We start from the raw sequence: 26424 nt of genomic DNA on the forward strand, positions 1-26424 counted from the left end.
CGGTGCTTTGCCGGCGTCGAACACTAATTCCTGTGCCGGGCTATCCCGGCATTTTTTTCCCTGAGTCGGACGGTTTCCGACCCTGTTCTAGAGTAAGGAGTGACACCATGCTGGTGATGCGCCCCGCGCAAATGGCCGATCTGGGCGAGGTACAGCGTCTGGCTGCAGACAGCCCGATTGGTGTCACCTCCTTGCCGGATGATGTGGATCGCCTGCGCGACAAGATCGCCGCGAGCGAGGCTTCGTTCGCCGCGGAAGTGAGCTTCAATGGTGAAGAGAGCTACTTCTTCGTCCTCGAGGACACGGCGAGCGGCAAGCTGGTGGGCTGCTCGGCCATCGTTGCCTCGGCGGGCTACTCCGAGCCGTTCTACAGCTTTCGCAACGAAACCTTCGTCCATGCGTCCCGCGAGCTGAAGATCCACAACAAGATCCATGTCCTGTCCCAGTGCCACGACCTCACCGGCAACAGCCTGCTGACCAGCTTCTACGTGGTCCGCGACCTGGTGGGCACGCCCTGGGCCGAGCTCAACTCCCGTGGCCGCCTGCTGTTCGTGGCTGGCCATCCGGAGCGTTTCGCCGATTCGGTGGTGACCGAGATCGTCGGCTATAGCGACGAGAATGGCGATTCGCCGTTCTGGGACGCCATCGGCCGCAACTTCTTCGACCTCAACTATGCCGAGGCCGAGCGCCTGTGCGGTCTCAAGAGCCGGACCTTCCTGGCCGAGCTGATGCCGCACTACCCGATCTATGTGCCGCTGTTGCCGGATGCCGCCCAGGAAGCCATGGGCCAGGTGCATCCGCGCGCGCAGATCACCTTCGACATCCTGATGCGCGAAGGTTTCGAGACCGATCACTACATCGATATTTTCGACGGCGGCCCGACCCTGCATGCGCGGGTTTCCGGGATCCGCTCGATCGCCCAGAGCCGCGTGGTGCCGGTGAAGATCGGCGAGGCGCTCAAGGGCGGCGGTCGCCAGTACCTGGTCGCCAATGGCCAGTTGCAGGACTACCGTGCGGTGCTGCTGGAGCTGGACTACGCCCCCGGCAAGCCGGTGACCCTGGATCTGCAAGCAGCCGAGGCCCTGGGTGTCGGCGAAGGTGCCAGTGTGCGCCTGGTGGCGGTTTAACGGCGGCTTCCAGACCCTGGAAGGCCTGTCTGCAAAGCAGCGAGTTTCGCGGGTGCCGTCAAAGGCGTCCGTCTGAGGAGATAGCATGATCGTTCGTCCCGTACGCAGCAGCGATTTACCCGCGCTGATCGACCTGGCCCGCAGCACCGGCACCGGCCTCACCACCTTGCCGGCCAACGAAGAGCGCCTGACCCATCGGGTCGGCTGGGCGGAGAAGACCTTTCGCGGTGAAGCCGAGCGCGGCGATGCGGACTACCTGTTCGTTCTGGAAGACGACAACGGCCGCGTGGTGGGGATTTCCGCCATCGCTGGCGCGGTCGGCCTGCGGGAGCCCTGGTACAACTTCCGGGTCGGCCTGACCGTCAGCGCCTCCCAGGAGCTGAACATCTACCGCGAGATCCCGACGCTGTTCCTGGCCAACGACCTGACCGGCAACTCCGAACTGTGCTCGCTGTTCCTGCATGCCGACTATCGCAACGGTCTCAACGGCCGCATGCTGGCCAAGGCGCGGATGCTGTTCATCGCCGAGTTCCCGCAGCTGTTCGGCAACAAGATTATCGCCGAGATGCGTGGCATGTCCGACGAGCAGGGGCGTTCGCCATTCTGGGAAAGCCTGGGCCGGCACTTCTTCAAGATGGAGTTCAGTCAGGCGGACTACCTCACCGGTGTCGGCAACAAGGCCTTCATCGCCGAGCTGATGCCCAAGTTCCCGCTCTACACCTGCTTTCTTTCCGAGGATGCGCGCAACGTCATCGCCAAGGTCCACACCGACACCGAGCCGGCCCTGGCCATGCTCAAGAGCGAGGGCTTCAGCTACCAGGGTTATGTCGACATCTTCGATGCCGGCCCGGCGGTGGAGTGCGAGACCGGCAAGATCCGCGCGGTGCGCGACAGCCAGGCGCTGGTATTGGCCATCGGCACCCCGGGCGACGATGCCACGCCTTTCCTGATCCACAACCGCAAGCGCGAGGAATGCCGCATCACCGCGGCGCCGGCGCGCTTCGCCTCGGGCACCCTGGTGGTCGATCCGCTGACCGCCAAGCGCCTGCAACTCAACGCCGGCGACCAGGTCCGCGCGGTTCCGCTGTCTGCTTCTCGGGAGTCGAAATAATGAGCACGCTGTACATCGCCGGCCAATGGCTGGCCGGCCAGGGTGAAGCCTTCACCTCGGTCAATCCGGTGACCCAGGAGGTCATCTGGTCCGGCAACGGTGCAACACCCGCCCAGGTAGACAGCGCGGTACAAGCTGCACGCCAGGCATTCCCGGCCTGGGCCAAGCGCTCCCTGGAGGAGCGCATCGGCGTGCTCGAAGCTTTCGCTGCCGGCCTCAAGGCCCGTGCCGACGAACTGGCCCATTGCATTGGCGAGGAAACCGGCAAGCCGTTGTGGGAAGCGACCACGGAAGTGACCAGCATGGTCAACAAGATCGCCATCTCGGTGCAGAGCTATCGCGAGCGTACCGGCGAGAAGAGCGGCCCGCTGGGCGACGCCACTGCCGTGCTGCGGCACAAGCCCCACGGCGTGGTGGCGGTGTTCGGCCCCTACAACTTCCCCGGCCATCTGCCCAATGGCCACATAGTGCCGGCGCTGCTGGCGGGTAACAGCGTGCTGTTCAAGCCCAGCGAGCTGACGCCCAAGGTCGCCGAGTTGACGGTCCAGTGCTGGATCGAGGCCGGCCTGCCGGCAGGCGTGCTCAACCTGCTGCAGGGCGCCCGGGAAACCGGGATCGCCTTGGCTGCCAACCCGGGGATCGATGGCCTGTTCTTCACCGGCTCCAGCCGTACCGGCAACCACCTGCACCAGCAGTTCGCCGGGCGCCCGGACAAGATCCTGGCCCTGGAGATGGGCGGGAACAACCCGCTGGTGGTGGACCAGGTCGCGGACCTGGATGCGGCGGTGTACACCATCATCCAGTCCGCCTTCATTTCGGCTGGCCAGCGCTGCACCTGTGCCCGTCGCCTGCTGGTGCCGGCCGGCGCCTGGGGCGACTCGCTGCTGGCGCGCCTGGTGGCGGTCAGCTCGAGCATCGAAGTGGGTGCCTTCGACCAGCAACCGGCGCCGTTCATGGGCTCGGTGATCTCCCTGGGCGCCGCCCAGGCACTGCTGGATGCCCAGCGCCAGTTGTTGGCCAATGGCGCCGTGGCCTTGCTGGAGATGACCCAGCCCCAGGCCCAGGCCGCACTGCTGACCCCGGGGATCCTGGATGTCACGGCGGTGGCCGAGCGACCTGACGAGGAGCTGTTCGGGCCGTTGTTGCAGGTGATCCGCTACGCTGATTTCGATGGCGCCATCGCCGAGGCCAACAACACCCAGTACGGCCTGGCGGCCGGCTTGCTGTCGGATTCCGAAGAGCGCTACCAGCAGTTCTGGCTGCAGAGCCGGGCCGGGATCGTCAACTGGAACAAGCAGTTGACCGGCGCCGCCAGCAGCGCGCCATTCGGTGGCGTGGGGGCCTCGGGCAACCATCGGGCCAGCGCCTATTACGCGGCGGACTACTGTGCGTATCCGGTAGCGTCCCTGGAGACTCCGAGCCTGGCCTTGCCGGGAGCGCTGACCCCGGGCGTGCGCCTGGATTGATGAGATGCCGTGGCGTGCCCCTGGCGCTCCATGGCAGCGGCTGCAAACAGCGGTGGGGCGTCGATGAGGCCGCTGCCGCAGGCTGCGAACGTCTTTTGAAACGGGCGTCGGCGGCCTCAAGACCTGTACTGATATCGATGCCTATAACAAGCAGATTCGTGGAGCCTCGCTGATGAAATCCTATGAAGTCAATTTTGACGGTCTAGTGGGGCCGACCCATAACTACGGCGGTTTGTCCTACGGCAACGTCGCCTCCCAGAGCAACAGCCAGCAGGGCTCCAATCCCAAGGAAGCGGCGCTGCAGGGCCTGGCGAAGATGAAGGCGCTGATGGACATGGGCTTCCAGCAGGGTGTGCTCGCCCCGCAGGAGCGTCCGGACGTGGCCGCGCTGCGCAGCCTGGGTTTTGCCGGGAGCGATGCGCAGGTCATCCAGCAGGCGGCCAAGCAGGCCATGCCGTTGCTGGTCGCCAGTTGCTCGGCTTCGAGCATGTGGGTGGCCAACGCCGCCACCGTGAGCCCGAGCGCCGACACTGCCGACGGTCGCGTGCACTTCACCGCCGCCAACCTCAACTGCAAGTACCACCGCAGCATCGAGCACCCAACCACCAGCCGGGTGCTGGGGGCGATGTTCGCCGACCAGAAGCACTTCGCCCATCATGCCGCCCTGCCGGCAGTGGCGCAGTTCGGTGATGAAGGTGCGGCCAACCACACGCGCTTCTGCCGTGACTATGGCCAGGCTGGCGTCGAGTTCTTCGTCTTCGGTCGCAGTGCCTTCGACAATCGCTATCCGACGCCGCAGAAGTACCCGGCGCGCCAGACCCTGGAAGCATCCCAGGCTGTGGCCCGGCTGCATGGCCTGGACGAGGACGGGGTGGTCTACGCCCAGCAGAATCCGGCGGTGATCGACCAGGGCGTGTTCCATAACGACGTGATCGCCGTAGGCAACGGCGAGGTGCTGTTCTACCACGAGGACGCCTTCCTCGAGACCGGCAAGCTGCTTGCCGAACTGCAGGCCAAGCTGGGCAAGCGTGGCGGTCACTTCCAGGCGGTCTGCGTACCGCGCTCCCAGGTGACGGTGGAGGACGCAGTGCGTTCCTACCTGTTCAACAGCCAGTTGCTGTCCCGCGCCGATGGCTCGATGCTGCTGATCGTGCCGGAAGAGTGCCGTAACAACGAGCGGGTCTGGCAATACCTGCAAAACCTCACCAGCTCCGGTGGCGTGATCCGTGAAGTGAAGGTCTTCGACCTCAAGCAGAGCATGCAGAACGGCGGTGGCCCGGCGTGCCTGCGCTTGCGCGTGGCGCTCAACGAGTCCGAGCTGGCGGCGGTCAACCCAGGCGTGATCATGACCGCGCCGCTGTACGAGACCCTGACCCAGTGGGTCGGCAAGCATTACCGCGATCGTCTCACCGAAGCCGACCTGGCGGACCCGCAGCTGCTGGTCGAGTGCCGGACGGCATTGGATGAGCTGACGCAAATCCTTAAACTGGGCGCGGTTTATCCTTTCCAGATCAATTGACGGCCCGCACCCGGATGACCCGGGTGCGTGCTTCACCCCAGACGAGAACCGACCCATGAGCGATACCCTGCAACTGATCCTTGAAGATGCCGAAGGCGCCCAACAGGAAACCTCCTGCACCCGTTTTGCGGTGCTGTGGCAAGGCAAGGAAGTGTGGATCCAGCAGGACGGCCGTGGCCAGTTGCTGATCGGCGTGGACGTGGAGGAGGGTGACGAGGAATACGCCAGCCTGCTGCTGCGCCCACTGGCGACCAACCTGGTCAGTCTGCAGTTGGAAATGGAGCCGGCCGACGCTGGCGACGACGATCACGTGCACGGCCCAGGCTGCGGCCACGCCCACTAAGGAACGCGTTTTATGCTCGCCCTCGGCAAACTGCTTGAACTGACCCTCGCCGGCCGTGAACCGGCAGAGAAGACTCAACTGACTGTCGACGGCGTGCGCATGCGCTGGCTGAGCGAGGGGGCGCTGGAAGTGCGCCCGCCCGAAGCGCGCGACAACGGCCTGGACCTGTTGTTGTCCGCCGGCATCCATGGCAACGAGACCGCTCCCATCGAGTTGCTCGACCGCCTGTTGCATGACATCGCCCGGGGCGACCTGAAGCCCCGCGCCCGTATCCTGTTCCTGTTCGGCAATCCCGAGGCCATGCGCCGCGGCGAGCGTTTCGTCGAGCAGGATGTCAATCGCCTGTTCAATGGCCGGCATGAGCAGAGCAGTGGGCATGAGGCCTTGCGCGCCTGTGAGCTGGAGCGCCTGGCGGCGAGCTTCTTCAGCCTGCCGGGGCGCGAGCGCTTGCACTACGACCTGCACACGGCCATTCGCGGCTCGAAGATCGAGCAGTTCGCCCTGTATCCGTGGAAGGACGGACGCCAGCATTCACGCCGTCAGCTGGCACGCCTGCGGGCCTGCGGCATGGAGGCGGTGCTGTTGCAGAACAAGCCTTCCATCGTGTTCAGCGCTTACACCTACGATCAACTGGGGGCCGAGTCCTTCACCCTGGAACTGGGCAAGGCCCGGCCGTTCGGGCAGAACCAGGGGGTCAACGTCGAGCGCCTGGAAACTCGCCTCAAGCAACTGATCGAGGGCAGCGAGCCACCTGCGGAGCAGGACAGCCTTGAAGGGTTGAAGTTGTTCAGTGTCTCTCGGGAAGTGATCAAGCACAGCGACAGCTTTCAACTGCACTTGCCGGCGGACGTGGAGAACTTTTCCGAGCTGGAGATGGGTTACCTGCTGGCCGAGGACATCGCCCAGACCCGCTGGGTCATCGAGGAGGAGGGGGCGCGGATCATTTTCCCCAATCCCAAGGTCAAGAATGGCCTGCGTGCCGGGATCCTGATCGTGCCGGCCACGGCCGATGGCCTGAGCTGATACTGCAAGCCAGCAGGGCTGCCCGCCATGGCGGGCAACCCTGCTGCAGTCCTTATACCGCGACTGCCCGTTGTTCGTTACGACGCAGGGCGCGAGTCTTGTTCAGGGTGTCGGCGCAGGTGATGGCCGCTTCCCGACCCTTGACCACGAAGTGTTCGAAGAAGAACTTCTGGTGTTCTTCGCCCGCATGGAAGTGATGGGGGGTCAACACCACCGAGAACACCGGCACTTCGGTTTCCAATTGCACCTGCATCAGCCCGTTGATCACCGCCTGGCCGACGAAGTCGTGACGGTAGATACCACCGTCCACCACCAAGCCGGCAGCGACGATCCCGGTATAGCGACCGGACTTGGCCAGCAGCTTGGCTTGCAACGGGATTTCGAAGGCGCCACCGACCTCGAAGAAGTCGATATCGCTTTCCTGGTAGCCCTGGGCGAGCATTTCGTTGATGAAGCCCTGGCGGCTCTGGTCGACGATTTCCTTGTGCCAGCAGGCCTGGATGAAGGCGATGCGTTCGTTGGGGTGGTGTTTGCTTTTGCTATCGATAGCAGAGAGTTGCATCTGTTCTGACTCCTGTTTGTATGAAAAACAGGGCATGCATGAATCGAATGGGATTCAAGGGTGCGCGCAAGACCCGCGTGGTTCTCCCACGACGGTTCGGCAGCGGCCCTTCGGCGCTAATCCCGTTCTCTCTTCATCCGGACTATGACCGTCGGCCCCGGGATCACACCGGGTCTGCTGACCTTGTCATCACCTGCAGGCAAGCTGCCGATGGTGCCAAGCGCTCGCGGGCTATGCACATTGCGTGCAATTACCGCCGGTGGGGAATTGCACCCCGCCCTGAGAACGTTTGCCCGTGGCTTTGGCCCGGGCGGTGGATTTTTAACACAGTCTGCCCAGGAAAACATCGTACCTTTTGGTTCTTGTCAGATTTTTCGTGCTCAGGATCAGTTTTTTCTAAAGTTGTTGCTTGATTATTCGGGGGTGAGACGGCAGTAATTCATGTCCGAAAGGGAATTCCCTGTCTTAACCGGGCCCGAGGGTCCAGCAGCGAGGCCAGATGTGATGAGCGTGATCGATCTTCGTAGTGACACCGTGACCCAGCCGACTCCCGGCATGCTCGATGCCATGGCCAGCGCCCGCACCGGGGACGACGTCTACGGCGAGGATCCGACGGTCAACCAGCTGGAAGCCGAGCTGGCCCGGCGCCTGGGGTTCGCTGCGGCGCTGTTCGTGCCTTCCGGCACCATGAGCAATCTGTTGGCGTTGATGGCTCATTGCGAGCGTGGCGACGAATACATCGTCGGGCAGCAGGCCCATACCTACAAATACGAGGGCGGCGGCGCGGCCGTGCTGGGCTCGATTCAGCCGCAGCCGCTGGAGGTCCAGGCCGATGGTTCGCTGGACCTGGGCCAGGTGGCGGCGGCGATCAAGCCCGACGATTTCCATTTCGCCCGCACCCGCCTGCTGGCCCTGGAAAACACCATGCAGGGCAAGGTGCTACCGCTGGCCTACCTGGCCCAGGCACGCGCCTTCAGTCGCGAGCACGGCCTGGCCCTGCACCTGGATGGGGCCAGGCTGTACAACGCGGCCGTGCAACTTTGCGTCGATGCGCGGTTGATCACCGAGCACTTCGACTCGGTATCCGTATGCCTGTCAAAAGGGTTGGGGGCACCGGTGGGCTCGGTGCTGTGCGGTTCCAGCGAGCTGATCGGCAAGGCCCGGCGCTTGCGCAAGATGGTCGGTGGCGGCATGCGCCAGGCCGGTGGGCTGGCGGCCGCAGGCTTGTACGCCCTGGATCACCAGGTGCAGCGCCTGGCGGAGGACCATGCCAATGCCCGTTTGCTGGCCGAAGGCCTGCGCGAGGTGGGCTACAACGTCGAGCCGGTGCAGACCAATATGGTCTATGTGCAACTGGGCGAGCGGGCCGAAGCCCTCAAGGTCTTTGCCGGCGAGCGGGGCGTACGTTTGAGTGCCGCGCCGCGGATGCGCCTGGTGACCCACCTGGACGTCGAACGTGGGCAAATCGACCAAGTGGTGGGCACTTTTGCCGAGTTTTCCCGTAAGTGACAGTGTTCTCCGTCCAATTGACTGTTTGTATCGTACAAACACGCTGTACCAAGTGATTAACGCCGATATAATGCGGCCCTTTGCCGTCGTTTCGTCTGTTGACGTTGCGCACAGGCCTTTGGCCGCAGTCTCCGTGGAAGAACCTAATGAAAAGCGCAGAAATCCGTGAAGCCTTCCTCCGCTTCTTCGAAGAGCAGGGCCACACCCGTGTAGCCTCCAGCTCCTTGATCCCAGGCAACGACCCAACCCTGCTGTTCACCAACGCGGGGATGAACCAGTTCAAGGACTGCTTCCTGGGCCAGGAAAAGCGCGCCTACACCCGCGCTGTCAGCAGCCAGAAGTGCGTCCGCGCCGGTGGCAAGCACAACGACCTGGAAAACGTCGGTTACACCGCCCGTCACCACACCTTCTTCGAGATGCTGGGCAACTTCAGCTTCGGCGACTATTTCAAGCGTGACGCCATCACCTTCGCCTGGACCTTCCTGACTTCCGAGAAGTGGCTGAACCTGCCGAAGGAAAAGCTCTGGGTCACCGTCTACGCCACCGACGACGAGGCCTACGACATCTGGACCAAGGAAGTCGGGGTGCCGGCCGAGCGCATGGTGCGCATCGGTGACAACAAGGGCGCGCCCTACGCCTCCGACAACTTCTGGACCATGGGCGACACCGGTCCTTGTGGTCCTTGCACCGAGATCTTCTACGATCACGGCGCCGATATCTGGGGCGGCCCACCCGGCTCACCGGAAGAAGACGGCGACCGCTACATCGAGATCTGGAACAACGTCTTCATGCAGTTCAACCGCACCGCCGACGGCGTGCTGCACCCGCTGCCAGCGCCGTCGGTGGATACCGGCATGGGCCTGGAGCGTGTCAGTGCCGTATTGCAGCACGTGCATTCGAACTACGAGATCGACCTGTTCCAGAACCTGCTGGCCGCCGCGGCCAAGGCGATCGGTTGCAGCAACGACGGCCAGGCCTCGCTGAAAGTGGTGGCCGACCACATCCGCTCCTGCGGTTTCCTGATTGCCGATGGCGTACTGCCGTCCAACGAAGGTCGCGGCTATGTGCTGCGCCGGATCATTCGCCGCGCTTGCCGCCACGGCAACAAGCTGGGCGCCAAGGGCAGCTTCTTCTACCAGATCGTCGCCGCGCTGGTGGCCGAGATGGGCGAAGCCTTCCCTGAGCTCAAGAGCCAGCAGGCGCATATCGAGCGCGTGCTCAAGGCTGAAGAAGAACAGTTCGCCAAGACCCTGGAGCAGGGCCTGCGCATCCTCGAGCAGGACCTGGCCGAACTCAAGGGCAGCGTGGTTCCGGGCGATGTGGTGTTCAAGCTCTATGACACCTACGGCTTCCCCATGGACCTGACCGGTGACATCGCCCGCGAGCGCAACCTGACCCTGGACGAGGAAGGTTTCGAGCGCGAGATGGAGGCCCAGCGTGTACGCGCTCGTTCCGCCAGCTCCTTCGGCATGGACTACAACAGCCTGGTCAAGGTCGATGTAGCCACCGAGTTCACCGGTTATCACGCCACCAGCGGCGCGGCCAAAGTGGTCGCTCTCTATAAGGATGGGCAATCGGTCGACGTGCTGGGCGAAGGCGAGGAGGGCGTGGTGATCCTCGACCAGACTCCGTTCTATGCCGAATCCGGCGGCCAGGTTGGCGACTGCGGGTTCCTGACGGCTGGCAATGCACGTTTCGATGTACGTGACACCACCAAGACCGGTGGTGCTTTCCTGCACCACGGTGTGCTGGCCCAGGGCAGCCTGAGCGTCGGAGCTTCGGTTGAAGCGCAGGTCGATGCCGATGTGCGTCACGCCACTTCGCTGAACCACTCGGCTACTCACTTGCTGCACGCCGCGCTGCGCCAGGTGCTGGGCGAACATGTGCAGCAGAAGGGCTCGCTGGTGGACAGTCAGCGCCTGCGCTTCGACTTCAGTCACTTCGAAGCGATCAAGCCAGAGCAGATCAAGGCGCTGGAAGACATCGTCAACGCCGAGATCCGCAAGAACACCGCGGTGGAAACCGAAGAAACCGATATCGACACCGCCAAGAAGAAGGGTGCCATGGCGCTGTTCGGCGAGAAGTATGGCGATAGCGTGCGCGTGCTGAGCATGGGCGGCGACTTCTCGGTCGAGTTGTGCGGTGGTATCCACGCCAACCGTACCGGCGACATCGGTCTGTTGAAGATCACCAGCGAAGGTGGCGTGGCCTCCGGCGTGCGGCGTATCGAGGCAGTCACTGGCGCAGCGGCCCTGGCCTACCTCAATGCGGGCGAAGAGCAACTCAAGGAAGCGGCGGTCCTGGTCAAGGGCAGCCGTGACAACCTGATCGACAAGCTGTCGGCGGTGCTGGAGCGCAACCGTCTGCTGGAGAAGCAACTCGAGCAGTTGCAAGCCAAGGCCGCCGCTGCGGCCGGTGACGACCTGTCGGCCCAGGCCCAGGACGTCAAGGGCGTGAAAGTGCTGACTGCGCGTCTCGATGGCCAGGACGGCAAGGCGCTGCTGGCGCTGGTGGATCAGTTGAAAAACAAACTCGGTCGCGCAGTGATCCTGCTCGGCAGTGTCCATGAGGAAAAGGTCGTGCTGGTTGCTGGCGTAACCAAGGACCTGACTGGCCAACTCAAAGCCGGTGATTTGATGAAGCAGGCTGCTGCGGCAGTGGGCGGTAAGGGCGGTGGTCGTCCAGACATGGCACAAGGTGGTGGCGTCGACGCTGCTGCGCTAGATGCCGCGCTGGCCCTGACCGTGCCCTTTGTCGAGCAAGGCATTTAAGGCGCCGACCGGACCCGTCGTCTAGTGGCGGGTCCTTGCGCTGCGCAGTTTGATTGTTTAACGGGCGCCCCTTGACGGGCTGAGGCGGCTTAGAAAATGGCTTTGATCGTACAGAAATTTGGCGGCACTTCGGTCGGCTCAATCGAGCGGATCGAGCAGGTTGCCGACAAGGTGAAGAAGTTCCGCGAAGCTGGCGACGACCTGGTGATCGTGTTGTCGGCTATGAGTGGCGAAACCAACCGCCTGATCGATCTGGCCAAGCAGATCAGTGGCGAAGCCCCACCGGTTCCCCGTGAGCTGGATGTGATCGTGTCCACCGGTGAGCAGGTGACTATCGCCTTGCTGGCCATGGCGCTGATCAAGCGTGGTATCCCGGCGGTGTCCTATACCGGCAACCAGGTACGCATCCTGACCGACAGCGCGCACACCAAGGCGCGGATCCTGCAGATCGATGACCAGAAGATCCGCACCGACCTGAAGGCCGGTCGTGTGGTCGTGGTGGCCGGTTTCCAGGGTGTCGACGAGCACGGCAACATCACCACCCTGGGTCGTGGCGGCTCCGACACTACTGGTGTAGCCCTGGCGGCGGCCTTGAAGGCCGACGAGTGCCAGATCTATACCGATGTGGATGGCGTCTACACCACCGATCCGCGCGTGGTGGCCAGGGCTCAGCGCCTGGACAAGATCACCTTCGAAGAAATGCTGGAAATGGCCAGCCTGGGTTCCAAGGTGTTGCAGATCCGTGCGGTCGAGTTCGCCGGCAAGTACAACGTTCCGCTGCGCGTGTTGCACAGCTTCCAGGAGGGTCCGGGCACCCTCATTACTATTGATGAAGAGGAATCCATGGAACAGCCGATCATTTCCGGCATCGCTTTTAACCGCGATGAAGCCAAGCTGACTATCCGTGGCGTGCCAGACAATCCTGGCGTGGCCTTCAAGATTCTTGGCCCTATCAGCGCAGCGAACATCGAAGTGGACATGATCGTGCAGAACGTTTCGCACGATAACACCACCGATTTCACCTTCACTGTGCACCGCAACGACTACCTGGCTGCCCAGAACGTGCTGGAAAATACCGCGCGTGAAATCGGTGCCCGGGAAGTGGTTGGCGATACCGATATCGCCAAGGTCTCCATCGTCGGTGTTGGCATGCGTTCCCATGCGGGCGTAGCCAGCCGGATGTTCGAGGCGCTGGCCAAGGAGAGCATCAATATCCAGATGATCTCCACTTCCGAGATCAAGGTTTCGGTCGTGATCGAAGAGAAATACCTGGAGCTGGCGGTACGTGCCCTGCACACCGCGTTCGAGCTCGACGCGCCAGCCCGACAGGGCGAGTGACGCGTGTTTGAAAGGGGCGCGGTCTGACCGCGCCCTTTGTGTTTTTGATCGGCGTGGAAGAAAGCTGTTCTTTCGTCCACGCTAGTCAATACTTAGGCGTGTAGGACTACTGCCGACCCGGTTGTAGGCCAACACCCTTTTTTTTGCAGACTGTAGTCCCTGAAATGTAATGCGTGAGGAGAAAGGTATGTTGATTCTGACTCGTCGGTGCGCAGAAAGCCTGATCATTGGTGATGGCGAAATCACTGTGACCGTGCTCGGCGTCAAAGGTAATCAAGTGCGTATTGGTGTCAACGCCCCCAAAGAAGTGGCGGTCCACCGTGAGGAAATCTACCTGCGGATCAAGAAAGAGAAGGACGAAGAACCAAGCCATTAATTTTTCTCGTTTTTTTTGTTTGCAAACGGGGAGAAAGGTGGTTAATATACGCCCCGTGTTGCGGAGAGCTGGCCGAGTGGCCGAAGGCGCTCCCCTGCTAAGGGAGTACACCTCAAAAGGGTGTCGGGGGTTCGAATCCCCCGTTCTCCGCCATTATTTGCTTAGTACGTTGTAATCTGGCTTCTTCTGTAAGTTGTTGAATTTACTAGAAAAAGTGCTTAACAAGATGATTCAACGGGCTATAATGCGGCGCAACAAATGCACTCGTAGCTCAGCTGGATAGAGTACTCGGCTACGAACCGAGCGGTCACAGGTTCGAATCCTGTCGAGTGCACCATTTAAGAGTTGCTTGTAGCGATATGAGTAACTCGGCTTCAGCCAGTTGTGGTCTGGTCTAAAAACACAAATGCACTCGTAGCTCAGCTGGATAGAGTACTCGGCTACGAACCGAGCGGTCACAGGTTCGAATCCTGTCGAGTGCACCATTTAAGAGTTAGTTGTAGCGATATGAATAACTCGGCTTCAACCAGTTGTGGTCTGGTCTAAAAACACAAATGCACTCGTAGCTCAGCTGGATAGAGTACTCGGCTACGAACCGAGCGGTCACAGGTTCGAATCCTGTCGAGTGCACCATATATCAGAAAGCCCGTATCGCAAGATACGGGCTTTTTGTTTTTGTGCGGCTTTATCTTCTCTCTTGCCTGTTCGTTCGGAACGGCTTGTCTTCTCGATAGTCGAATATCCTGCTCGGCGGCATGTCAGCGGACTTTTTTCTCCATCCGTGTGTTTTCTTTTTCTACCGAGGCGTCGCAGTTCCATAGATTCGGGCGCCGCTCAGGTTTATGTCGCAAGCGCTTGTTCTTGCCGCGATTTTTTAACGTTTAAAACCGCCAGGCGGTGTATGATTGCGCCCGTCAGCCCCGCCGGGGCTTGTGGAATATCTCCATGGACTTACCCAGTAGTTACTCAGTATCTCGTTTTCACAATCATGAACTGACTGATTGATCCTTCCGGCGTGCTCCTCTGCTGGGAGTGGAGTTCGCCTATGACCGAAGTAGAAGTAAAGAAAACGCAGGAAAGCCTGCAGGATCGCCTGGCTCAAGTCGTTGAGCTGCTGCAGCGCCAGCGGGTGGTCGAAGACCTGACGCACCGTCAGGAAGGCCATCACCATGACCGGGTGGAAAACCTGGTCCATCGGCAGAATCTCGTCGAGTTGCAGCGCAAGCTCGATGACCTGCACTCTGCCGACGTCGCTTACATTCTCGAAGCCTTGCCCCTGGAAGAGCGCCTGACTGTCTGGCAGCTGGTCAAGGCCGAGCGTGACGGCGACATCCTCCTCGAAGTATCCGACTCCGTGCGTGAAACCCTGATCGCCGACATGGACGATCATGAGCTCCTGGCTGCGGCCAAGGAGATGGACGCTGACGAACTTGCTGACCTGGCTCCCGAGCTGCCGCGAGACGTCGTCCATGAGCTGATGGAGGCCCTCGATGGCCAGCAGCGTGAGCGTGTCCGCTCCGCGTTGTCCTATGACGAGGAGCAAGTCGGTGCCCTTATGGACTTCGAGATGGTGACCATCCGCGAGGATGTCAGCCTTGAAGTGGTCCTGCGTTACCTGCGTCGCCTGAAGGAGCTGCCTGGCCATACCGACAAACTGTTCGTGGTCGACTACGACGGCGTGCTCAAGGGGGTCCTGCCGATCAAGCGGCTCCTGGTCAATGACCCGGAAAAGCAGGTTGCGGAGGTCATGGCCAGCGATCCGGTGAGCTTTCACCCCGATGAAGACGCCTACGATGCGGCCCAGGCCTTCGAGCGTTATGACTTGATTTCGGCCCCGGTGGTCGACAAGAACGACAAGCTGATCGGCCGTTTGACCATCGACGAAATGGTCGACCTGATTCGTGAGGAGAGCGAAAGCGAAGTCCTCAACATGGCCGGTCTGCGTGAAGAGGAAGATATCTTCGCCTCGGTCTGGAAGTCCCTGCGCAACCGTTGGGCCTGGCTGGCCATCAACCTGATCACGGCATTCCTGGCCTCGCGGGTGATCGGTTTGTTCGAAGGTTCCATCGAGAAGCTGGTGGCACTGGCAGCATTGATGCCCATCGTGGCAGGTATCGGCGGCAACTCGGGGAACCAGACCATCACCATGATCGTCCGGGCAATGGCCCTGGACCAGGTCAGTACTGGTAATACCTCGCGCCTGATGCGCAAGGAGTTGGCGGTAGCCTTGATCAACGGCCTGATCTGGGGTGGGGTGATCGGTGCCGTGGCCTACATGTTGTACGGCAGTTGGTCGCTGGGTGTGGTCATGACAGCGGCGATGACCCTGAACTTGTTGCTGGCGGCCCTGATGGGGGTCTTGATCCCCATGACCTTGGCGCGCCTGGGGCGAGATCCGGCCATGGGAGCCAGCGTGATGATCACCGCGATGACCGATAGCGGTGGTTTTTTCATCTTTCTCGGCCTGGCGACGATCTTCCTGCTCTGAGCCCTCGGCTATGGATTTCCGACGAAGCGCCTTGATGGCGCTTCGTTGCTTTCAGGCGGGCAAAAAAAAGCCAGCGACTAGGCTGGCTCTAGCTTTCGGGGCAAAATCAGCTGGCGTCTGCGGCCATTTCTGCGTCATGTGCAATCAGCGAAACCAGGGCGTTTTGCTGGCGGTGTGAAAGTTGGCGGAAACGTTGAAGTAGCTCGCGTTCATGCAAGGACAGTTCTGGGCTGTCCAGGCGCATGCTCAGCTCTTCACCCAAGGCACCTTCCTGAATAAGACTCTGCTCCAGGCGTGCGATGATTTCGGAGTTCATGCTGCGATGATGGTTGCGAGCCACCTCGGCAATGCGTTCACGCATCCCGTCGGGCAGACGTACGACGAACTTGTCAGCCGTACGGCTGGAATAAATTGCCTGTTTCAATGGGCGCATATATTTAACCGGTTAGTTCAGGGGAGCGGTTCTCGGAATTGGCCGCGGGCTGTTTTTTAGGACAAGCCTGATTGCCAAATGTTCAACCTGAATTGTTAAGAGGCCCGCATCATGCCTCAAAAATTGCCAGATCATTGGCGTCAATTCTGTGACAAATATTGAACTGGATAAAGGCGTTATGCCAGCACCAATTATCAGAAATGCGGACTGGTTTGAAAAGATCGCTGATCCGCATTGTTGGCCGCAGTCTCTCGCCCGGCGGGAGTGGCTGTGCACTAGCGAAGGTGCACGCGCTGCGGATGAGTCTTGTGATCCCTACCTGTTAGAGGATAGTGGCAAATGGCCGATTTACTAGTATCTCCGTCCGGATCCCTCATCCATGCCCGGTAGACTCATTTACCTGATGGGCCCCTCGGGGGCTGGTAAGGACAGCCTGATCGATGTCGCCAGGCAACCATTGGCAGAGATGGGTTGCGAGGTGGCGAGGCGGGTCATCACCCGTTCTGCCGAGTCGGTGGGCGAGAGTGCCGAGGAGGTCAGCGCCGAGGAGTTCGAGCGCCGGGTGACCCAGGGGGAATTTGCCTTATGGTGGCGGGCCAATGGCCTGGGTTATGGCATTGCGCTGCAGATCGACCACTGGTTGGCCCAGGGGCGCCACGTACTGGTCAACGGCTCCCGAGGTTATCTGCCGCAGGCTCGGGAGCGTTATCGCAACTTGCTGCCCATTGTGCTTACCGTGGATACCCAGGTGTTGCGCCAGCGTTTGCTAATGCGGGGACGGGAAAGTGTGGCGCAAATCGAGGATCGCCTGAGGCGCAACGAGTTGTTCATCAATGAGGGCTGGCTCGACGACGGGCAGGTGGTGCGCCTGGACAACTCACAAGGATTGTCGTCTACCGTCCAGCATCTATTGGAGATATTACGCCTGCACGGGATCAGCGCAGCACCGGGTCGAACTTGATCTTGCGCCCGGCAATCAGGGCCAGCAGCAACAGGCTGGAGAACACGCCGCAGGCTGCCAGGCATATCCAGCTGAAGGTTCCTTCGGGCAATGCCATGGCCGCTATGGCGCTGAGCATTACCAGGACAAGCAGGCTTTTGGCTGCGGTGGACATGAACATCTCCTGATCAGAATACCCAGCGCTCGCTCACTAGCTCCGCTGGTGGCTGCGGGGCCTCTCCGGTGGCGGTCTGGGTCATGGTCCCGGGCAGGGCCTGGGTATTGAGAACGGCCAGTTGTGCACTCAGGCCCTGGCTATGATGAGTGACACAAGGTCCATCGGTGACGTTGTCCTGCGGTAGAAAGTGAAAAGCCACCAGCACGGCAATGGCTGTCGCATTCAAGAGAAACAGGACGCTGTTCATGGGCATCATCTCCGCAGTGTTTTATCCACGGATAAAGCAGGCTGCGTGCCAACAGTGTATATGCCATTAAATCCTTTAAAAACAGCTGGTTGGCTTTTGTTTGCCGGATGTGTGAGTTGCATTTTGCAATGATGGCTTTTTGCATTGATGCAATTTGCACGATCCCCGCAGGCCAGGCCTGTGGCGCCCTGCAAAAACCCCTACCGATGACATGACAAATACGGCGCTGGCCGTTAACATGCACGCCGTCCTTTGTGCCGTATCAGGCACTTACCTCCGGGTCTCAGTAGCTCAATTGGATAGAGCATCCCCCTCCTAAGGGGAAGGTTGGCAGTTCGAACCTGCCCTGGGACACCATATTCTTCAAGGTCTCCAGCAGTTTCGTTGTTTTTCCATTCGGTGCCATGGGTGCAGTATGGGTGCAAGTGAGAATGCCGGAGACACTTTTCCGGCTCGTTCATCATGGAGGAGCCACCTCGTGGCGTTGTTCGATATTTTCTCAAAGCGTCAAAAGAAACTTCGAGGCGAAACCTCAGACGTATACCAATATGATCACTTGCCAGATCCTCTCCGCGTTCAAATCGTGCACGTGATGTGTGACGCTTTGGGCCGTCCCGGTGAGTGGGCTCAGGTAGATTGCTGGAAGTTTATTTCCGACACCCTTTGCAGGGAATACGGGATGTTTTCTCTGCCGACGGCAAAAGCAGGCAGGCAACGGAATTTCTTTCAAGAGGTCGCGGATTTGCTGTTACAAACCGACGATCTTGAGCAGGCGTTAGATATCGTCGAGCTGTGCTTCCGCTCAGTTGATACCGCGAGCCGTGATTACACCTACATGGGGCGGTATCAGTCGAATGAGATCGCTGACAAGGCTATCTACGAGCTGAATCAGAGGTTCAAGGAGCATGCAGTTGGCTATCAATTCGTGAATGGTGAGATTTTACGAGTTGACTCGCAGCTGTTGCACGCCGAGGTGATTAAGCCAGCGTTTCGTCTTTTGGAAAGCAAATCTTACGCTGGGCCTCAAGAGGAATTCTTGAAAGCGCACGAGCATTACCGGCACGGGAATTCTAAGGAAGCCCTGAATGAGTGCTTGAAGTCTTTTGAAAGCTTGATGAAAGCTATTTGTGCAAAGCGCCGATGGACTGTCACCGGCAAGGAAACGGCAAGTTCGTTGATCAAGGTTTGCATGGAGAACGGATTGATCCCGGCTTTTTGGCAGACTCAATTTACATCGCTCAAAAGCTTGCTTGAGGCGGGGGTGCCAACCGGACGGAATAATCTCGCGGGGCACGGACAAGGAGCTGAACCAACCGTTGTTCCGGATTATCTAGTGGCTTATATGCTTCACATGACTGGAGCTTGCCTGGTGTTTTTGGCAACTGCCGAACAGCATCTATAAACATCATCATCCAGCGTCTCTGATTCGCAGGACGGTAGTTGTTGAGCAGTTGGCGTGTCGAGCAGTGGCACGAATGCCAAGACCGGCGCCCAGCAGCTCTTTTACCCGCTTGTGCAAATTGGCGTCCACAGGCCGGCCTTGGTACTTACCGGCGGCTTTAGCCTTCTCGATGCCCTGGGCCTGGCGCTCACGACGTTGCTCGTAATCCTTGCGTGCGATGGCAGCCATCATCTCCACCAACATCGAATTGATCGCCCCCAGCATCCGCCCAGTGAACTCATCCCCCTTGGTGTCCTGCATCCCCTGGTGGCTCGTTGGTAGATCGAGCGCGACGATGCGCAGCCCCTTGGAATCAATCGCAGCCTTGAGCTTCTGCCAGTCCTCCACAGGAAGGCGTGAGAGGCGGTCTATTGACTCCACCAGCAGCACATCACCCTTGCGGGCATCCTTGAGCAGGCGCAGCAGCTCAGGCCGATCCGCGGTAGCTCCGCTAGCGTTCTCCAGGTATTCGCAGGCAATGACTTTGTTCTGGTCGTTGGCAAACTTCTCGAGAGCTGTGCGGGCGCGGCCGGCATCTTGCTCGTCGGTTGAAGCTCGAAGGTAGGCGCGGATGAACATAATGCAACCTGTATCAGTTAGGGTGTTGTCCTAACAATGTTGCATTTTGGGTGTCACATATCAAGTGAAAAGGCTGGTAAAGGTGGAATCTGCCTGTATCAGCCTAGGCATACTCTAATATGAATGGCTAAATACCATTACTTTAGCTATCAGGCAGTGCATAATTCATGAGGCCCACCTGAGCAGCTCGCCCAGAAGGGGCAGCAATGGATAAAAACAAAGACACGCAAGGAAGCAACAATGAGTTATTTGCATCTTCATTTTGAAGGGGAAATCACCCGTAATCATACGGTGAGTCTTCGAACATTAGGGCAAAGCCTGCATCATCTTCAAGGTGCCGTGAACCGTGCACACCTAGATGTGAGATATGGTGAGGTTTGGAAAAACGCTCGCTTATCGGCTGAGGACTACGCCGAGACAGAGTTGTGGTCCAGTGCGCCACGTGATGGTGGATACATTATTGAGTTCTTTCAAAATAGCCCACGCATAGAAAGAACCTTGAAGAGAATTGTTAGCGCTGTGACTCCCGCTATGGAAAAGTCCCGCACGCAAGCAATGACTAATGCAAGGTCTTTAGCTGAGCAATCGGCACTTAGGGAGCAGCAAGTAAAAACAGGGATTATAGACCCGGAAAGCTATGAGAACTATATACCTACTGCCTCACAACATCCCTATGGTGACCGTGCGATCAACAAAGAAATTGATCAGCTTGTAAGTGTTGTTAGGCACCGTAATGCTGGGCAAAGCACTATAGAGCTGATTGTCGGGACCGATACTCCACAGCCGTTTAAGTTCAATAGAGTGTCTAGCGAAAATTTTCACTCTTTAGTTTCAAGGCGCAATTTGGGGGACCCGCTTATATACTCTGTAAAGGTCACTGAGCTTGACTCAGCAAATAAGACTGCGAAGGTAATAAATGTCGTTACTGAAAGGATGGTAAAGCTGCAATATAAGAGTGAAATTGAATTTGAAATGATTAAGCGATATCTGGGCGTTGATGTACCGATGAATTTCATCGGGAGCCCCGTCTACGAAGGTGGAGCATATGATGTTAAAGGTGGTGATGTTTTCTTCATAGGCCTTACCTGATGGAAAAATTATTAGAGTACTGTAAGGCGCGATATGACGAGGAGCTAGGCTTCAAGTTCAGCCTTTCAAACATATTCAGTTGGGTGTTTTTTGCTGTTTGCATTCATGTTTACTATGACGGCGAAAGTCATAACGTGATTCAGGGTTTGGCTGTTTTAAAAGTTAAGTCTTTGATGGATTTTACTGATGGTGTTATTCCGTCTCTGAGTGTTTTGCAAATTTTATATTCTATTGGGTTTGTGATTTCTGTTATCTGGATATCTCGCAAGCTTTCTGAGGGGCTCTTCTATTTTTTTACTCTAAAAGATGATTTTGCGGGCCTGATATTGGATATGACTCTATTGTTTCATGAAAATAAAAGTGATGATGCTAGGCGGCGTGCACTAGGGCTAGGTGCAAAAGTAGAAATTGAGCGCAATCAGAAAAAAATTAGAAGAACTAGATCTGTCGCTGAGCTTTTTTTGGTCATCGGGCTCGCTGTCGTCGTTGTATTGCCATTTGGTTGGGTAAATCTTTTGGTCGCGTTAGTCGGTTTCTGTACTTTTTTGGTAGTTATCTGGTCATCATTCCATTTCTTTGTGTCAGACTTGCTCCCTTACTACGTCGCATTGAAGTACTCCGCAGGCGAGCTTACTGAAATTCGAGAGAGTTATTCTGCGTCCTTGCAGAACTAAGGTGAAAGCAAAATGAGGGAATCATGCAGTACGTGTACTTGCACCTTCTCAAGCTTGATCTTCGGCGTAAATTGCCGCTGAGATGATCGCCCCGCCCCACCGGCGTTCACCAATGCAGATCGGGACCGGATTGCCGCTGGCCGTAGTGTTCCTGGCGCTACCGAAAGCGTAACTTGGCTGGTTTTCAGGGTTAGCGCTTTGTTTGAGCCCTCCCTGCTGAGGGCTAAGCATCTGGATTACTCCCCCCGCTGCGAGAGCGATACCTGGTGCCAATGTTGCACCGTGGGTGAAGGGGCTCATTGCAATGAGGACTACGCCGAGGATTGTTTGCAGCAGGCCGGCCCGCTTGCTTCCAGCGATCACCGGAACGATGCGGATTTCCTTCGCTCCCCCCATCTTTAGTTCGTTTTCACCAATGTTCTTTCGATCACGGAATATTACGAATTCCAATCCCCTCATTTTTGCGTCTGTGAGGTACTTGGCGAAACCTGGATGGTTCACGTCGATAGCCTTTACTGCTTCCCGTGCGTCACCAGTGGAAAGCTCGTATGTATGCTCGCGGCCAAACAGTCTTGCGGCTGAGCCGCCCAGCAGGATTCGGGTTTTGGTTCTGGTGGTCATAGCCATAATTTATTCCTTGGCGCTCTGGGCGCTGTTTCTGGGCACTTCAATACCCAGTCGGAGGGCGAGCAGTGATCGAGACACAAGTGCCTGGTCGAATATCAGTTGCTCATGCCGCGGGTCATAGTTCCAAATCCTGTCATGGATCACCTGGTATGCCCTGGCACCGCGGAAGGAGCTGCGCAGAAGATCGGCCGACACCCGAGCTTCGTCCTCTGTGAAAAAAGGCCCGTCAATCGTCACCTTCTGGCCGTCGCGGACGTGCTGGACATCCCACACCACGTAGCCAGAATCCGGACCTTGTTTCAGCGGGTACGACGCGAAGCAGTTCGTCTTACATGCCTCGACGAAGCGCTTTCGAAAGGTGCTCACGAGTGTGTTTCTCGCTAGGCTGCTTCGGGGGCGTCTTTATCAGCCTCTTCAGGCTCCTTATCTTCTTTGGGCTCGGTAGAGTCAGCCTTCTTGTTTTGAGCGCGAGAGGGGAGGTTGCCGAGCCAATCGCGCAGCAGCTCAGAGCCGTCGCAACCCTGGCGCCACTTCTCGAATCGCAGCTTGTAACCATTGGTGTTATCCACCATTCCGCACAGTCCGATGCATGCCTGGGCCGCGGTGGTCATCACGTCGTCGTATAGCTTTAACATTTGCCGCAGGGCTTCCAGATCATCGGCACGGGAAGCGGCGATGCCCGCTCGTTCTAAGCTGCCGGCCGATTCTGAGCTGAGCCCAGAGAGCATTGGGTTTGCGCGCAGAATTGCCTCTACGATCTCCGGGTAAGCTCCTTGCCGAGCCGCCGCCACCAAAGAGCGTCGGTCCTCCGAAGGTAAACCGCGGACCATGGTGCGTAGTTCCTGGTCAGCCAGGAAGCCAACGACATCCGTGTCATTACGTGGGGAAACAGGTGCAAATCCGCGCTTCACAGTCTCTGAAAGAGTGAGCATATTTTGAGCAACGGATTTAATTGCCGGCACTAGTGCATCAGTAACCTGATCAATTTTTTCCTTGCACAAGCGCTCGATGGCTGAGGGGTTGTAGTCAGTGTTCGCACGAATCTTCACGATGTCATTTCCAACATCCTTGAAGCATTCCAAAGCCAGGGTTTGCAACTCGCGGAGCGGGCGGAAAAGGGAACCAGCCTGCCAGGTAGCTTTGGCCCCGTACTGGTTGAGAATCGAGAAGTTTCGCGACTCCACGGATACATGGTCGTACTCGGTGTAGTGGACGCTTGCTGAGCCGACCTTGAGATTGTTGCGCTTTCCAATTTTCATGATGATTCCTTTAGGTGGCGGCCGGGCTCGGCCACGGTTGAGGACTGGTATTCGTCCAGAATGTCTTGCAGCGTTTGATTTCTGTGGGGCAACTCGGAACCGGCAGCATTCGCGCTCAATTCGTCCATCAGATCGCTTATTTGCTTCACGTCCTCGTTGAACGAGCTTTTAGCTACCTGCCGACGGAGCCTTTCGACCTGGCTACGGATGTTCATTGCGTGCTTCAACGATCAGGCGGTATTGCTCGGCGGCGTGTTTTTCAACAGTTACGCCTTCAGGTGGCCAAGTGACGATCCAAGCTCCTTCAGCGGGAGATACCCGCATTTCCAGAATGCCGACCTGAGGGTTCCGGCCGGCGTGTTCCACCTGGCGTGTGTGGACGATGATGGCCTTGGCCATTTGCTCGCACTGGTCGCTATCCATCTCTGCGAAGGGGAAGAACAGGGAGACATTCCGCCCTTGAATCCGGTAGTCCACGTGATGCCCTGCGGTGTTCGGAAAGTCTGTTTCCGTCTTCAACTCGCTGACGTTTGCTCGAACGACCGCCAGCACGATCAGCAGCACCGTCTCATCTGCTGCGCCGATCTTCTGAGCGATGCGCTGCAGCTCCGCTTTCAATGACTTGATGCTCATTGCTGCATTCCCTCCATTTTTTCGCGGAGTTCTTCGACTGCTTTTTGCAGCTCGGCAACTTCGATCACTCGTGCGACGGCACCTAACCCCTCGATCAGGGCTTTGCCCTGGTCTGGTGGAAGCTCGCCCGCTGCAACAGCGCGAAGAATCGATTTGGCTGCGCTAGGCAGGTCGGAATCGTCCAACTCGAAGCGCACCCTCTCAGCAGTTGGTTTGATTGGTGGGACCAGGCGCTCGAGGATCAGGCGACAAGCCTGCATATCTCCCTTCTTGGCTGCTGCCAGTACCTTCTTGGTTACAGCCTCGGCCCCTTCAGAAAGCTTTGCCCGGATGGCCTGAGTCTGCCCAGATCGCCCACCAGGGTTGCCGGAGTGGCCCTTCTTGAACTGGCCTTTGTCTGCCCGCTCCACTGGCGGTTTATCCGGCGCGTGCAAGTCCTGCCCCCATCGTGATTGCGGGTTTGTTTTCTGCCAGGGCAATCAGTAATGCGTTCGCCTCGACATTGCCTTGTTGTGCGGCTGCGCGAAGGCGTGCCCAGGCTGCGGAGATCTCTGCCTTGGTTGGCTTCGATTGCGGGCCGCGTGGCTTGGCTGTGGTGGTCATGGTTGGTCCTCGGTAGAGCCGATTTGAGGACACATTAGGTCTGATATGAACGTTTATCCAGTGCTTTTAGGGTTCACCTTAGGTGCTACACATAACCGGATTAAACGGGACTGAAATAGGCGGGTTACAGCGGATCAAGAGGGGGATTTTTGTTGCAGTAAGTCGATGGTAGGCAAAGTGATACAGGGCTGAGTTTTCAGCTCAGTCATGTAGCCAGGTTTTCAGCCAGTGGTGGAGGAAGGGCATCGCTTTCGGATTTCAGATCTAGAAGGGATGGTGAACAGCACCATACCTTGATCCAATTTTAAATCCGGCCAAGTCGGAAGGAACCAGGTAACTACTATGGGGTAGTGATGTGCCTCCCCGGCATAGATCTCACACCCAAGTGGTGGCAGGTTTACGCGCCACATTTTGCGAACTCTGAAAACGTGGCGCGCACTTTCTTGAAGCATCCAACGATGGATACATCCTCCGTTGGGGGAGTTGAGCGATCCAACCCCCATTGGGGGCTGGACCTGCCATCCCATTCCAGTAGGGCAGGTGTCGCGTGTTGATGACTGGTTTCTGATCTTGCGAGGGACAGGTTTACTTCGTCGGCAGCTCAACCTTCAGCTTCATCTGGCACAGCCGAAACAATCTCAAACCACCTCGGAAAAATCGCGATGCTCTCTTACCTTGGCATTACCGGATCAGCGATCGAACTCATCCTGAAAACCGTGTCTGGCATTAGTATCAAGTCCGAAGCTCCAGAAGAGCTCAATCATGCGAAGCTGCAAGCAGAAACGATGGCCAGTATCGTTATGGCCCAAGCCAAAGCTCAGCAAGAGCAGGCAATTGCACTTCGGATAGCCTGTGCGGAAGAAGTCCAAATCGAGGAGTATTACGACACGACAGGCAAGGGGCACTTGGGAGTTAGTGCAAAGGACGAAGGCATCACTGCCGGGCTCGGTGGCGAAGGTCGGCGGGTGACCAAGCGAATCATCAAGTTCACGGGGAATCCATGTCCCGAGGAGATTTATCAAAATTTCTTGATCGGAACCGGCGTCGACTCTAAATAATCTTGATCGCACCTGTTCCAGCCTGCTGTCTGGTCGCATTCACCGTTGACTGAGAGGTTCAATGAACGCATATGCCTCACAGTAGTCCCAGCTAATGTGAGGCCGGTGGTATCGGTTTTGCTGAGGTTCGCGACGCCATCGAAAGCAATCAACCTGTCGTCAGTCCGTTCCTCGTTCTCATTGACATGAGAAACTGATCCGCTGAAGCTTCGGCGTTCTCGGTTGATAGGTACTTTCGCTGCTCCATTCCCGGTCGATAGATTATTTAACTGCGGCTGGCGAATTTTTTCGTTTCGACTAGCATCCAAGTTGCTGGTCCTCTCCCCCCAGCGGGGTTGGAAATCATGAAGCAATCTCAAGACTCAACAGATGACACCGTGGCGGTCGACGTAGACCGCATGAAGACCGCACGAAATATGCCTCGGCATGTGATACCGCAAGGGCTCACTGGCGAACAGATCCGGGCGCACATTCTTGCGACCGCTAAACGTGCAGAAGGCAGTTTGGATCAACACAAAGGATAATTCGATTGCCCTACTCGGCCTCCTACAACGATCTGTTCGCACTGGAATTTCAAAATTACCCTGCGGACCAACAGAACGCAGTAGTGGGCTTTGTAGCAACGTTTATGGCCTGCGGCCTTCGCGACTTCTCGCGATACCCTGGTAAAATTGCTCCATCATGGCACGGCCTAGATCCGAGCAATCCTGATTACACTTACACAACTACCAACCACCTCTGGCACTACCACTTGGGCGTTCCTGCCTACACTCCCTCGATAAGCGGACGATACCTGACAAGCGATATCGTGCTTCATTTTGAATGGCCTCATCGGGGAAACTCGATCCATTTGGTCGATACCTGCTACCACTACCTCAAGAACTCGTTCTACCTTCCGGCGCCAAAGTACCTAGTTAAATCGCCTTAAGGTCTTCATAGGCCCAGCCAAGCCGCCTCGGGTGCAATGCGAGAAATATTGCTCGCATCTCGCGGCCCGGCTACTAGTGTGGTATCCAGATCCTAGCTCATC

At 58.2% G+C, this 26424-nt stretch carries 28 protein-coding genes, 5 tRNA genes and 1 riboswitch; of the genes, 21 read left to right on the top strand and 12 right to left on the bottom strand.

Annotated elements, in window-relative coordinates; translation table 11 throughout:
* Nucleotides 1–107 precede the first annotated feature (107 nt).
* The 6 genes from aruF to astE all read left to right on the top strand — a co-directional run bounded on the left by aruF (nt 108) and on the right by astE (nt 6589).
* Nucleotides 108–1127, top strand: a complete 1020-nt coding sequence (gene aruF / locus GDH07_RS19975; protein WP_022640326.1) for an arginine/ornithine succinyltransferase subunit alpha — start codon at nt 108–110, stop codon at nt 1125–1127.
* Nucleotides 1128–1212: 85 nt separating this feature from the next.
* Complete coding sequence (gene astA, locus GDH07_RS19980; RefSeq protein WP_022640325.1) at nt 1213–2238, top strand: arginine N-succinyltransferase; 1026 nt, start codon at nt 1213–1215, stop codon at nt 2236–2238.
* Nucleotides 2235–3704: a succinylglutamate-semialdehyde dehydrogenase gene (gene astD / locus GDH07_RS19985; RefSeq protein ID WP_177409146.1), complete on the top strand. Its 1470-nt coding sequence runs from the start codon at nt 2235–2237 to the stop codon at nt 3702–3704. Before astA ends, astD begins: the two co-directional genes overlap by 4 nt.
* A gap of 172 nt (nt 3705–3876) precedes the next feature.
* Nucleotides 3877–5223: an N-succinylarginine dihydrolase gene (gene astB, locus GDH07_RS19990; RefSeq protein WP_152898625.1), complete on the top strand. Its 1347-nt coding sequence runs from the start codon at nt 3877–3879 to the stop codon at nt 5221–5223.
* A 55-nt stretch (nt 5224–5278) separates the two neighbouring features.
* Nucleotides 5279–5566, top strand: coding sequence for a hypothetical protein (locus GDH07_RS19995; RefSeq protein ID WP_022640322.1), 288 nt, complete (start codon nt 5279–5281; stop codon nt 5564–5566).
* A gap of 12 nt (nt 5567–5578) precedes the next feature.
* Entirely contained in the window at nt 5579–6589 is a 1011-nt protein-coding gene (gene astE, locus GDH07_RS20000; RefSeq protein WP_152898627.1) for a succinylglutamate desuccinylase, read from the top strand.
* A gap of 52 nt (nt 6590–6641) precedes the next feature.
* Here the strand turns inward: astE and GDH07_RS20005 are convergent, their stop codons facing one another.
* Nucleotides 6642–7151 (bottom strand): 6,7-dimethyl-8-ribityllumazine synthase, encoded by a 510-nt coding sequence (locus GDH07_RS20005; RefSeq protein ID WP_152898628.1) that lies wholly within the window; start codon nt 7149–7151, stop codon nt 6642–6644.
* 120 nt (nt 7152–7271) lie between these two features.
* A riboswitch (FMN riboswitch) is annotated at nt 7272–7442 on the bottom strand.
* Nucleotides 7443–7655: 213 nt separating this feature from the next.
* Between GDH07_RS20005 and ltaE the strand changes: the two genes are divergently transcribed.
* From ltaE to mgtE, 9 genes are all read left to right on the top strand, one after another.
* Nucleotides 7656–8660 carry a low-specificity L-threonine aldolase gene (gene ltaE / locus GDH07_RS20010; RefSeq protein WP_152898629.1) on the top strand — a complete coding sequence of 335 codons (1005 nt, stop codon included), beginning with the start codon at nt 7656–7658 and terminating at the stop codon, nt 8658–8660.
* A gap of 146 nt (nt 8661–8806) precedes the next feature.
* Nucleotides 8807–11431, top strand: coding sequence for an alanine--tRNA ligase (gene alaS, locus GDH07_RS20015; protein WP_152898631.1), 2625 nt, complete (start codon nt 8807–8809; stop codon nt 11429–11431).
* A gap of 96 nt (nt 11432–11527) precedes the next feature.
* Nucleotides 11528–12769 (top strand): aspartate kinase, encoded by a 1242-nt coding sequence (locus GDH07_RS20020; protein ID WP_053137032.1) that lies wholly within the window; start codon nt 11528–11530, stop codon nt 12767–12769.
* Nucleotides 12770–12956: 187 nt separating this feature from the next.
* Nucleotides 12957–13145: a carbon storage regulator CsrA gene (csrA, locus tag GDH07_RS20025; protein ID WP_002554426.1), complete on the top strand. Its 189-nt coding sequence runs from the start codon at nt 12957–12959 to the stop codon at nt 13143–13145.
* A 62-nt stretch (nt 13146–13207) separates the two neighbouring features.
* Nucleotides 13208–13298 (top strand) — tRNA-Ser (locus GDH07_RS20030).
* A 107-nt stretch (nt 13299–13405) separates the two neighbouring features.
* A tRNA-Arg gene (locus tag GDH07_RS20035) sits at nt 13406–13482 on the top strand.
* 71 nt (nt 13483–13553) lie between these two features.
* Nucleotides 13554–13630 (top strand) — tRNA-Arg (locus GDH07_RS20040).
* Between the two features lie 71 nt (nt 13631–13701).
* Nucleotides 13702–13778: transfer RNA gene (locus GDH07_RS20045), tRNA-Arg, on the top strand.
* Nucleotides 13779–14190: 412 nt separating this feature from the next.
* Nucleotides 14191–15633 (top strand): magnesium transporter, encoded by a 1443-nt coding sequence (gene mgtE / locus GDH07_RS20050; protein ID WP_022640315.1) that lies wholly within the window; start codon nt 14191–14193, stop codon nt 15631–15633.
* Nucleotides 15634–15739: 106 nt separating this feature from the next.
* On the opposite strand, the gene GDH07_RS20055 is transcribed toward mgtE, so the two are convergent.
* Nucleotides 15740–16066 carry an Arc family DNA-binding protein gene (locus tag GDH07_RS20055; protein ID WP_003178899.1) on the bottom strand — a complete coding sequence of 109 codons (327 nt, stop codon included), beginning with the start codon at nt 16064–16066 and terminating at the stop codon, nt 15740–15742.
* Between the two features lie 379 nt (nt 16067–16445).
* Between GDH07_RS20055 and phnN the strand changes: the two genes are divergently transcribed.
* Nucleotides 16446–17027, top strand: a complete 582-nt coding sequence (phnN, locus tag GDH07_RS20060) for a phosphonate metabolism protein/1,5-bisphosphokinase (PRPP-forming) PhnN (RefSeq protein WP_152898632.1) — start codon at nt 16446–16448, stop codon at nt 17025–17027.
* Here the strand turns inward: phnN and GDH07_RS20065 are convergent.
* Nucleotides 17002–17181, bottom strand: a complete 180-nt coding sequence (locus GDH07_RS20065) for a PA3371 family protein (protein WP_053137250.1) — start codon at nt 17179–17181, stop codon at nt 17002–17004. The two genes, phnN and GDH07_RS20065, sit on opposite strands and share 26 nt — an antisense overlap.
* A 13-nt stretch (nt 17182–17194) precedes the next feature.
* On the bottom strand, nt 17195–17431 hold the full coding sequence (locus GDH07_RS20070; RefSeq protein WP_031320337.1) for a hypothetical protein: 237 nt from the start codon (nt 17429–17431) through the stop codon (nt 17195–17197).
* A gap of 280 nt (nt 17432–17711) precedes the next feature.
* Between GDH07_RS20070 and GDH07_RS20075 the strand changes: the two genes are divergently transcribed.
* Nucleotides 17712–17788, top strand: a tRNA-Arg gene (locus tag GDH07_RS20075).
* A 121-nt stretch (nt 17789–17909) separates the two neighbouring features.
* Nucleotides 17910–18833, top strand: coding sequence for an STM4504/CBY_0614 family protein (locus tag GDH07_RS20080; protein ID WP_218584745.1), 924 nt, complete (start codon nt 17910–17912; stop codon nt 18831–18833).
* 6 nt (nt 18834–18839) lie between these two features.
* Here GDH07_RS20080 and GDH07_RS20085 read toward each other — a convergent pair whose 3' ends face one another.
* Complete coding sequence (locus GDH07_RS20085; RefSeq protein ID WP_152898634.1) at nt 18840–19451, bottom strand: recombinase family protein; 612 nt, start codon at nt 19449–19451, stop codon at nt 18840–18842.
* 240 nt (nt 19452–19691) lie between these two features.
* On the opposite strand from GDH07_RS20085, the gene GDH07_RS20090 reads away from it, so the two are divergent.
* Nucleotides 19692–20540 (top strand): hypothetical protein, encoded by an 849-nt coding sequence (locus tag GDH07_RS20090; RefSeq protein ID WP_152898635.1) that lies wholly within the window; start codon nt 19692–19694, stop codon nt 20538–20540.
* A complete protein-coding gene (locus GDH07_RS20095) occupies nt 20540–21214 on the top strand; it encodes a hypothetical protein (protein ID WP_152898637.1) in 675 nt (224 codons plus the stop codon). Before GDH07_RS20090 ends, GDH07_RS20095 begins: the two co-directional genes overlap by 1 nt.
* 48 nt (nt 21215–21262) lie before the next feature.
* Here the strand turns inward: GDH07_RS20095 and GDH07_RS20100 are convergent, their stop codons facing one another.
* Genes GDH07_RS20100 through GDH07_RS20130 form a run of 7 tightly spaced genes read right to left on the bottom strand, consistent with a single transcriptional unit; the run spans nt 21263 to nt 24336 of the window.
* Nucleotides 21263–21841: a tail assembly protein gene (locus GDH07_RS20100; RefSeq protein ID WP_152898638.1), complete on the bottom strand. Its 579-nt coding sequence runs from the start codon at nt 21839–21841 to the stop codon at nt 21263–21265.
* 3 nt (nt 21842–21844) lie between these two features.
* Nucleotides 21845–22207 carry a hypothetical protein gene (locus GDH07_RS20105; protein WP_343038292.1) on the bottom strand — a complete coding sequence of 121 codons (363 nt, stop codon included), beginning with the start codon at nt 22205–22207 and terminating at the stop codon, nt 21845–21847.
* A gap of 14 nt (nt 22208–22221) precedes the next feature.
* Nucleotides 22222–23100 carry a hypothetical protein gene (locus GDH07_RS20110; RefSeq protein WP_152898640.1) on the bottom strand — a complete coding sequence of 293 codons (879 nt, stop codon included), beginning with the start codon at nt 23098–23100 and terminating at the stop codon, nt 22222–22224.
* A complete protein-coding gene (locus GDH07_RS20115) occupies nt 23097–23315 on the bottom strand; it encodes a hypothetical protein (RefSeq protein ID WP_152898642.1) in 219 nt (72 codons plus the stop codon). Before GDH07_RS20115 ends, GDH07_RS20110 begins: the two co-directional genes overlap by 4 nt.
* Nucleotides 23302–23733: a hypothetical protein gene (locus GDH07_RS20120; protein ID WP_152898643.1), complete on the bottom strand. Its 432-nt coding sequence runs from the start codon at nt 23731–23733 to the stop codon at nt 23302–23304. Before GDH07_RS20120 ends, GDH07_RS20115 begins: the two co-directional genes overlap by 14 nt.
* Entirely contained in the window at nt 23730–24167 is a 438-nt protein-coding gene (locus tag GDH07_RS20125) for a DUF5681 domain-containing protein (RefSeq protein ID WP_152898644.1), read from the bottom strand. The genes GDH07_RS20120 and GDH07_RS20125 overlap by 4 nt, the downstream gene beginning before the upstream one ends.
* On the bottom strand, nt 24151–24336 hold the full coding sequence (locus tag GDH07_RS20130; RefSeq protein WP_108545388.1) for a hypothetical protein: 186 nt from the start codon (nt 24334–24336) through the stop codon (nt 24151–24153). The genes GDH07_RS20125 and GDH07_RS20130 overlap by 17 nt, the downstream gene beginning before the upstream one ends.
* Before the next feature lie 662 nt (nt 24337–24998).
* On the opposite strand from GDH07_RS20130, the gene GDH07_RS20135 reads away from it, so the two are divergent.
* On the top strand, nt 24999–25394 hold the full coding sequence (locus tag GDH07_RS20135) for a hypothetical protein (protein WP_152898646.1): 396 nt from the start codon (nt 24999–25001) through the stop codon (nt 25392–25394).
* Nucleotides 25395–26424: the final 1030 nt, after the last annotated feature.

The organism is Pseudomonas piscis (assembly GCF_009380155.1).
Taxonomy (GTDB): domain Bacteria; phylum Pseudomonadota; class Gammaproteobacteria; order Pseudomonadales; family Pseudomonadaceae; genus Aquipseudomonas; species Aquipseudomonas piscis.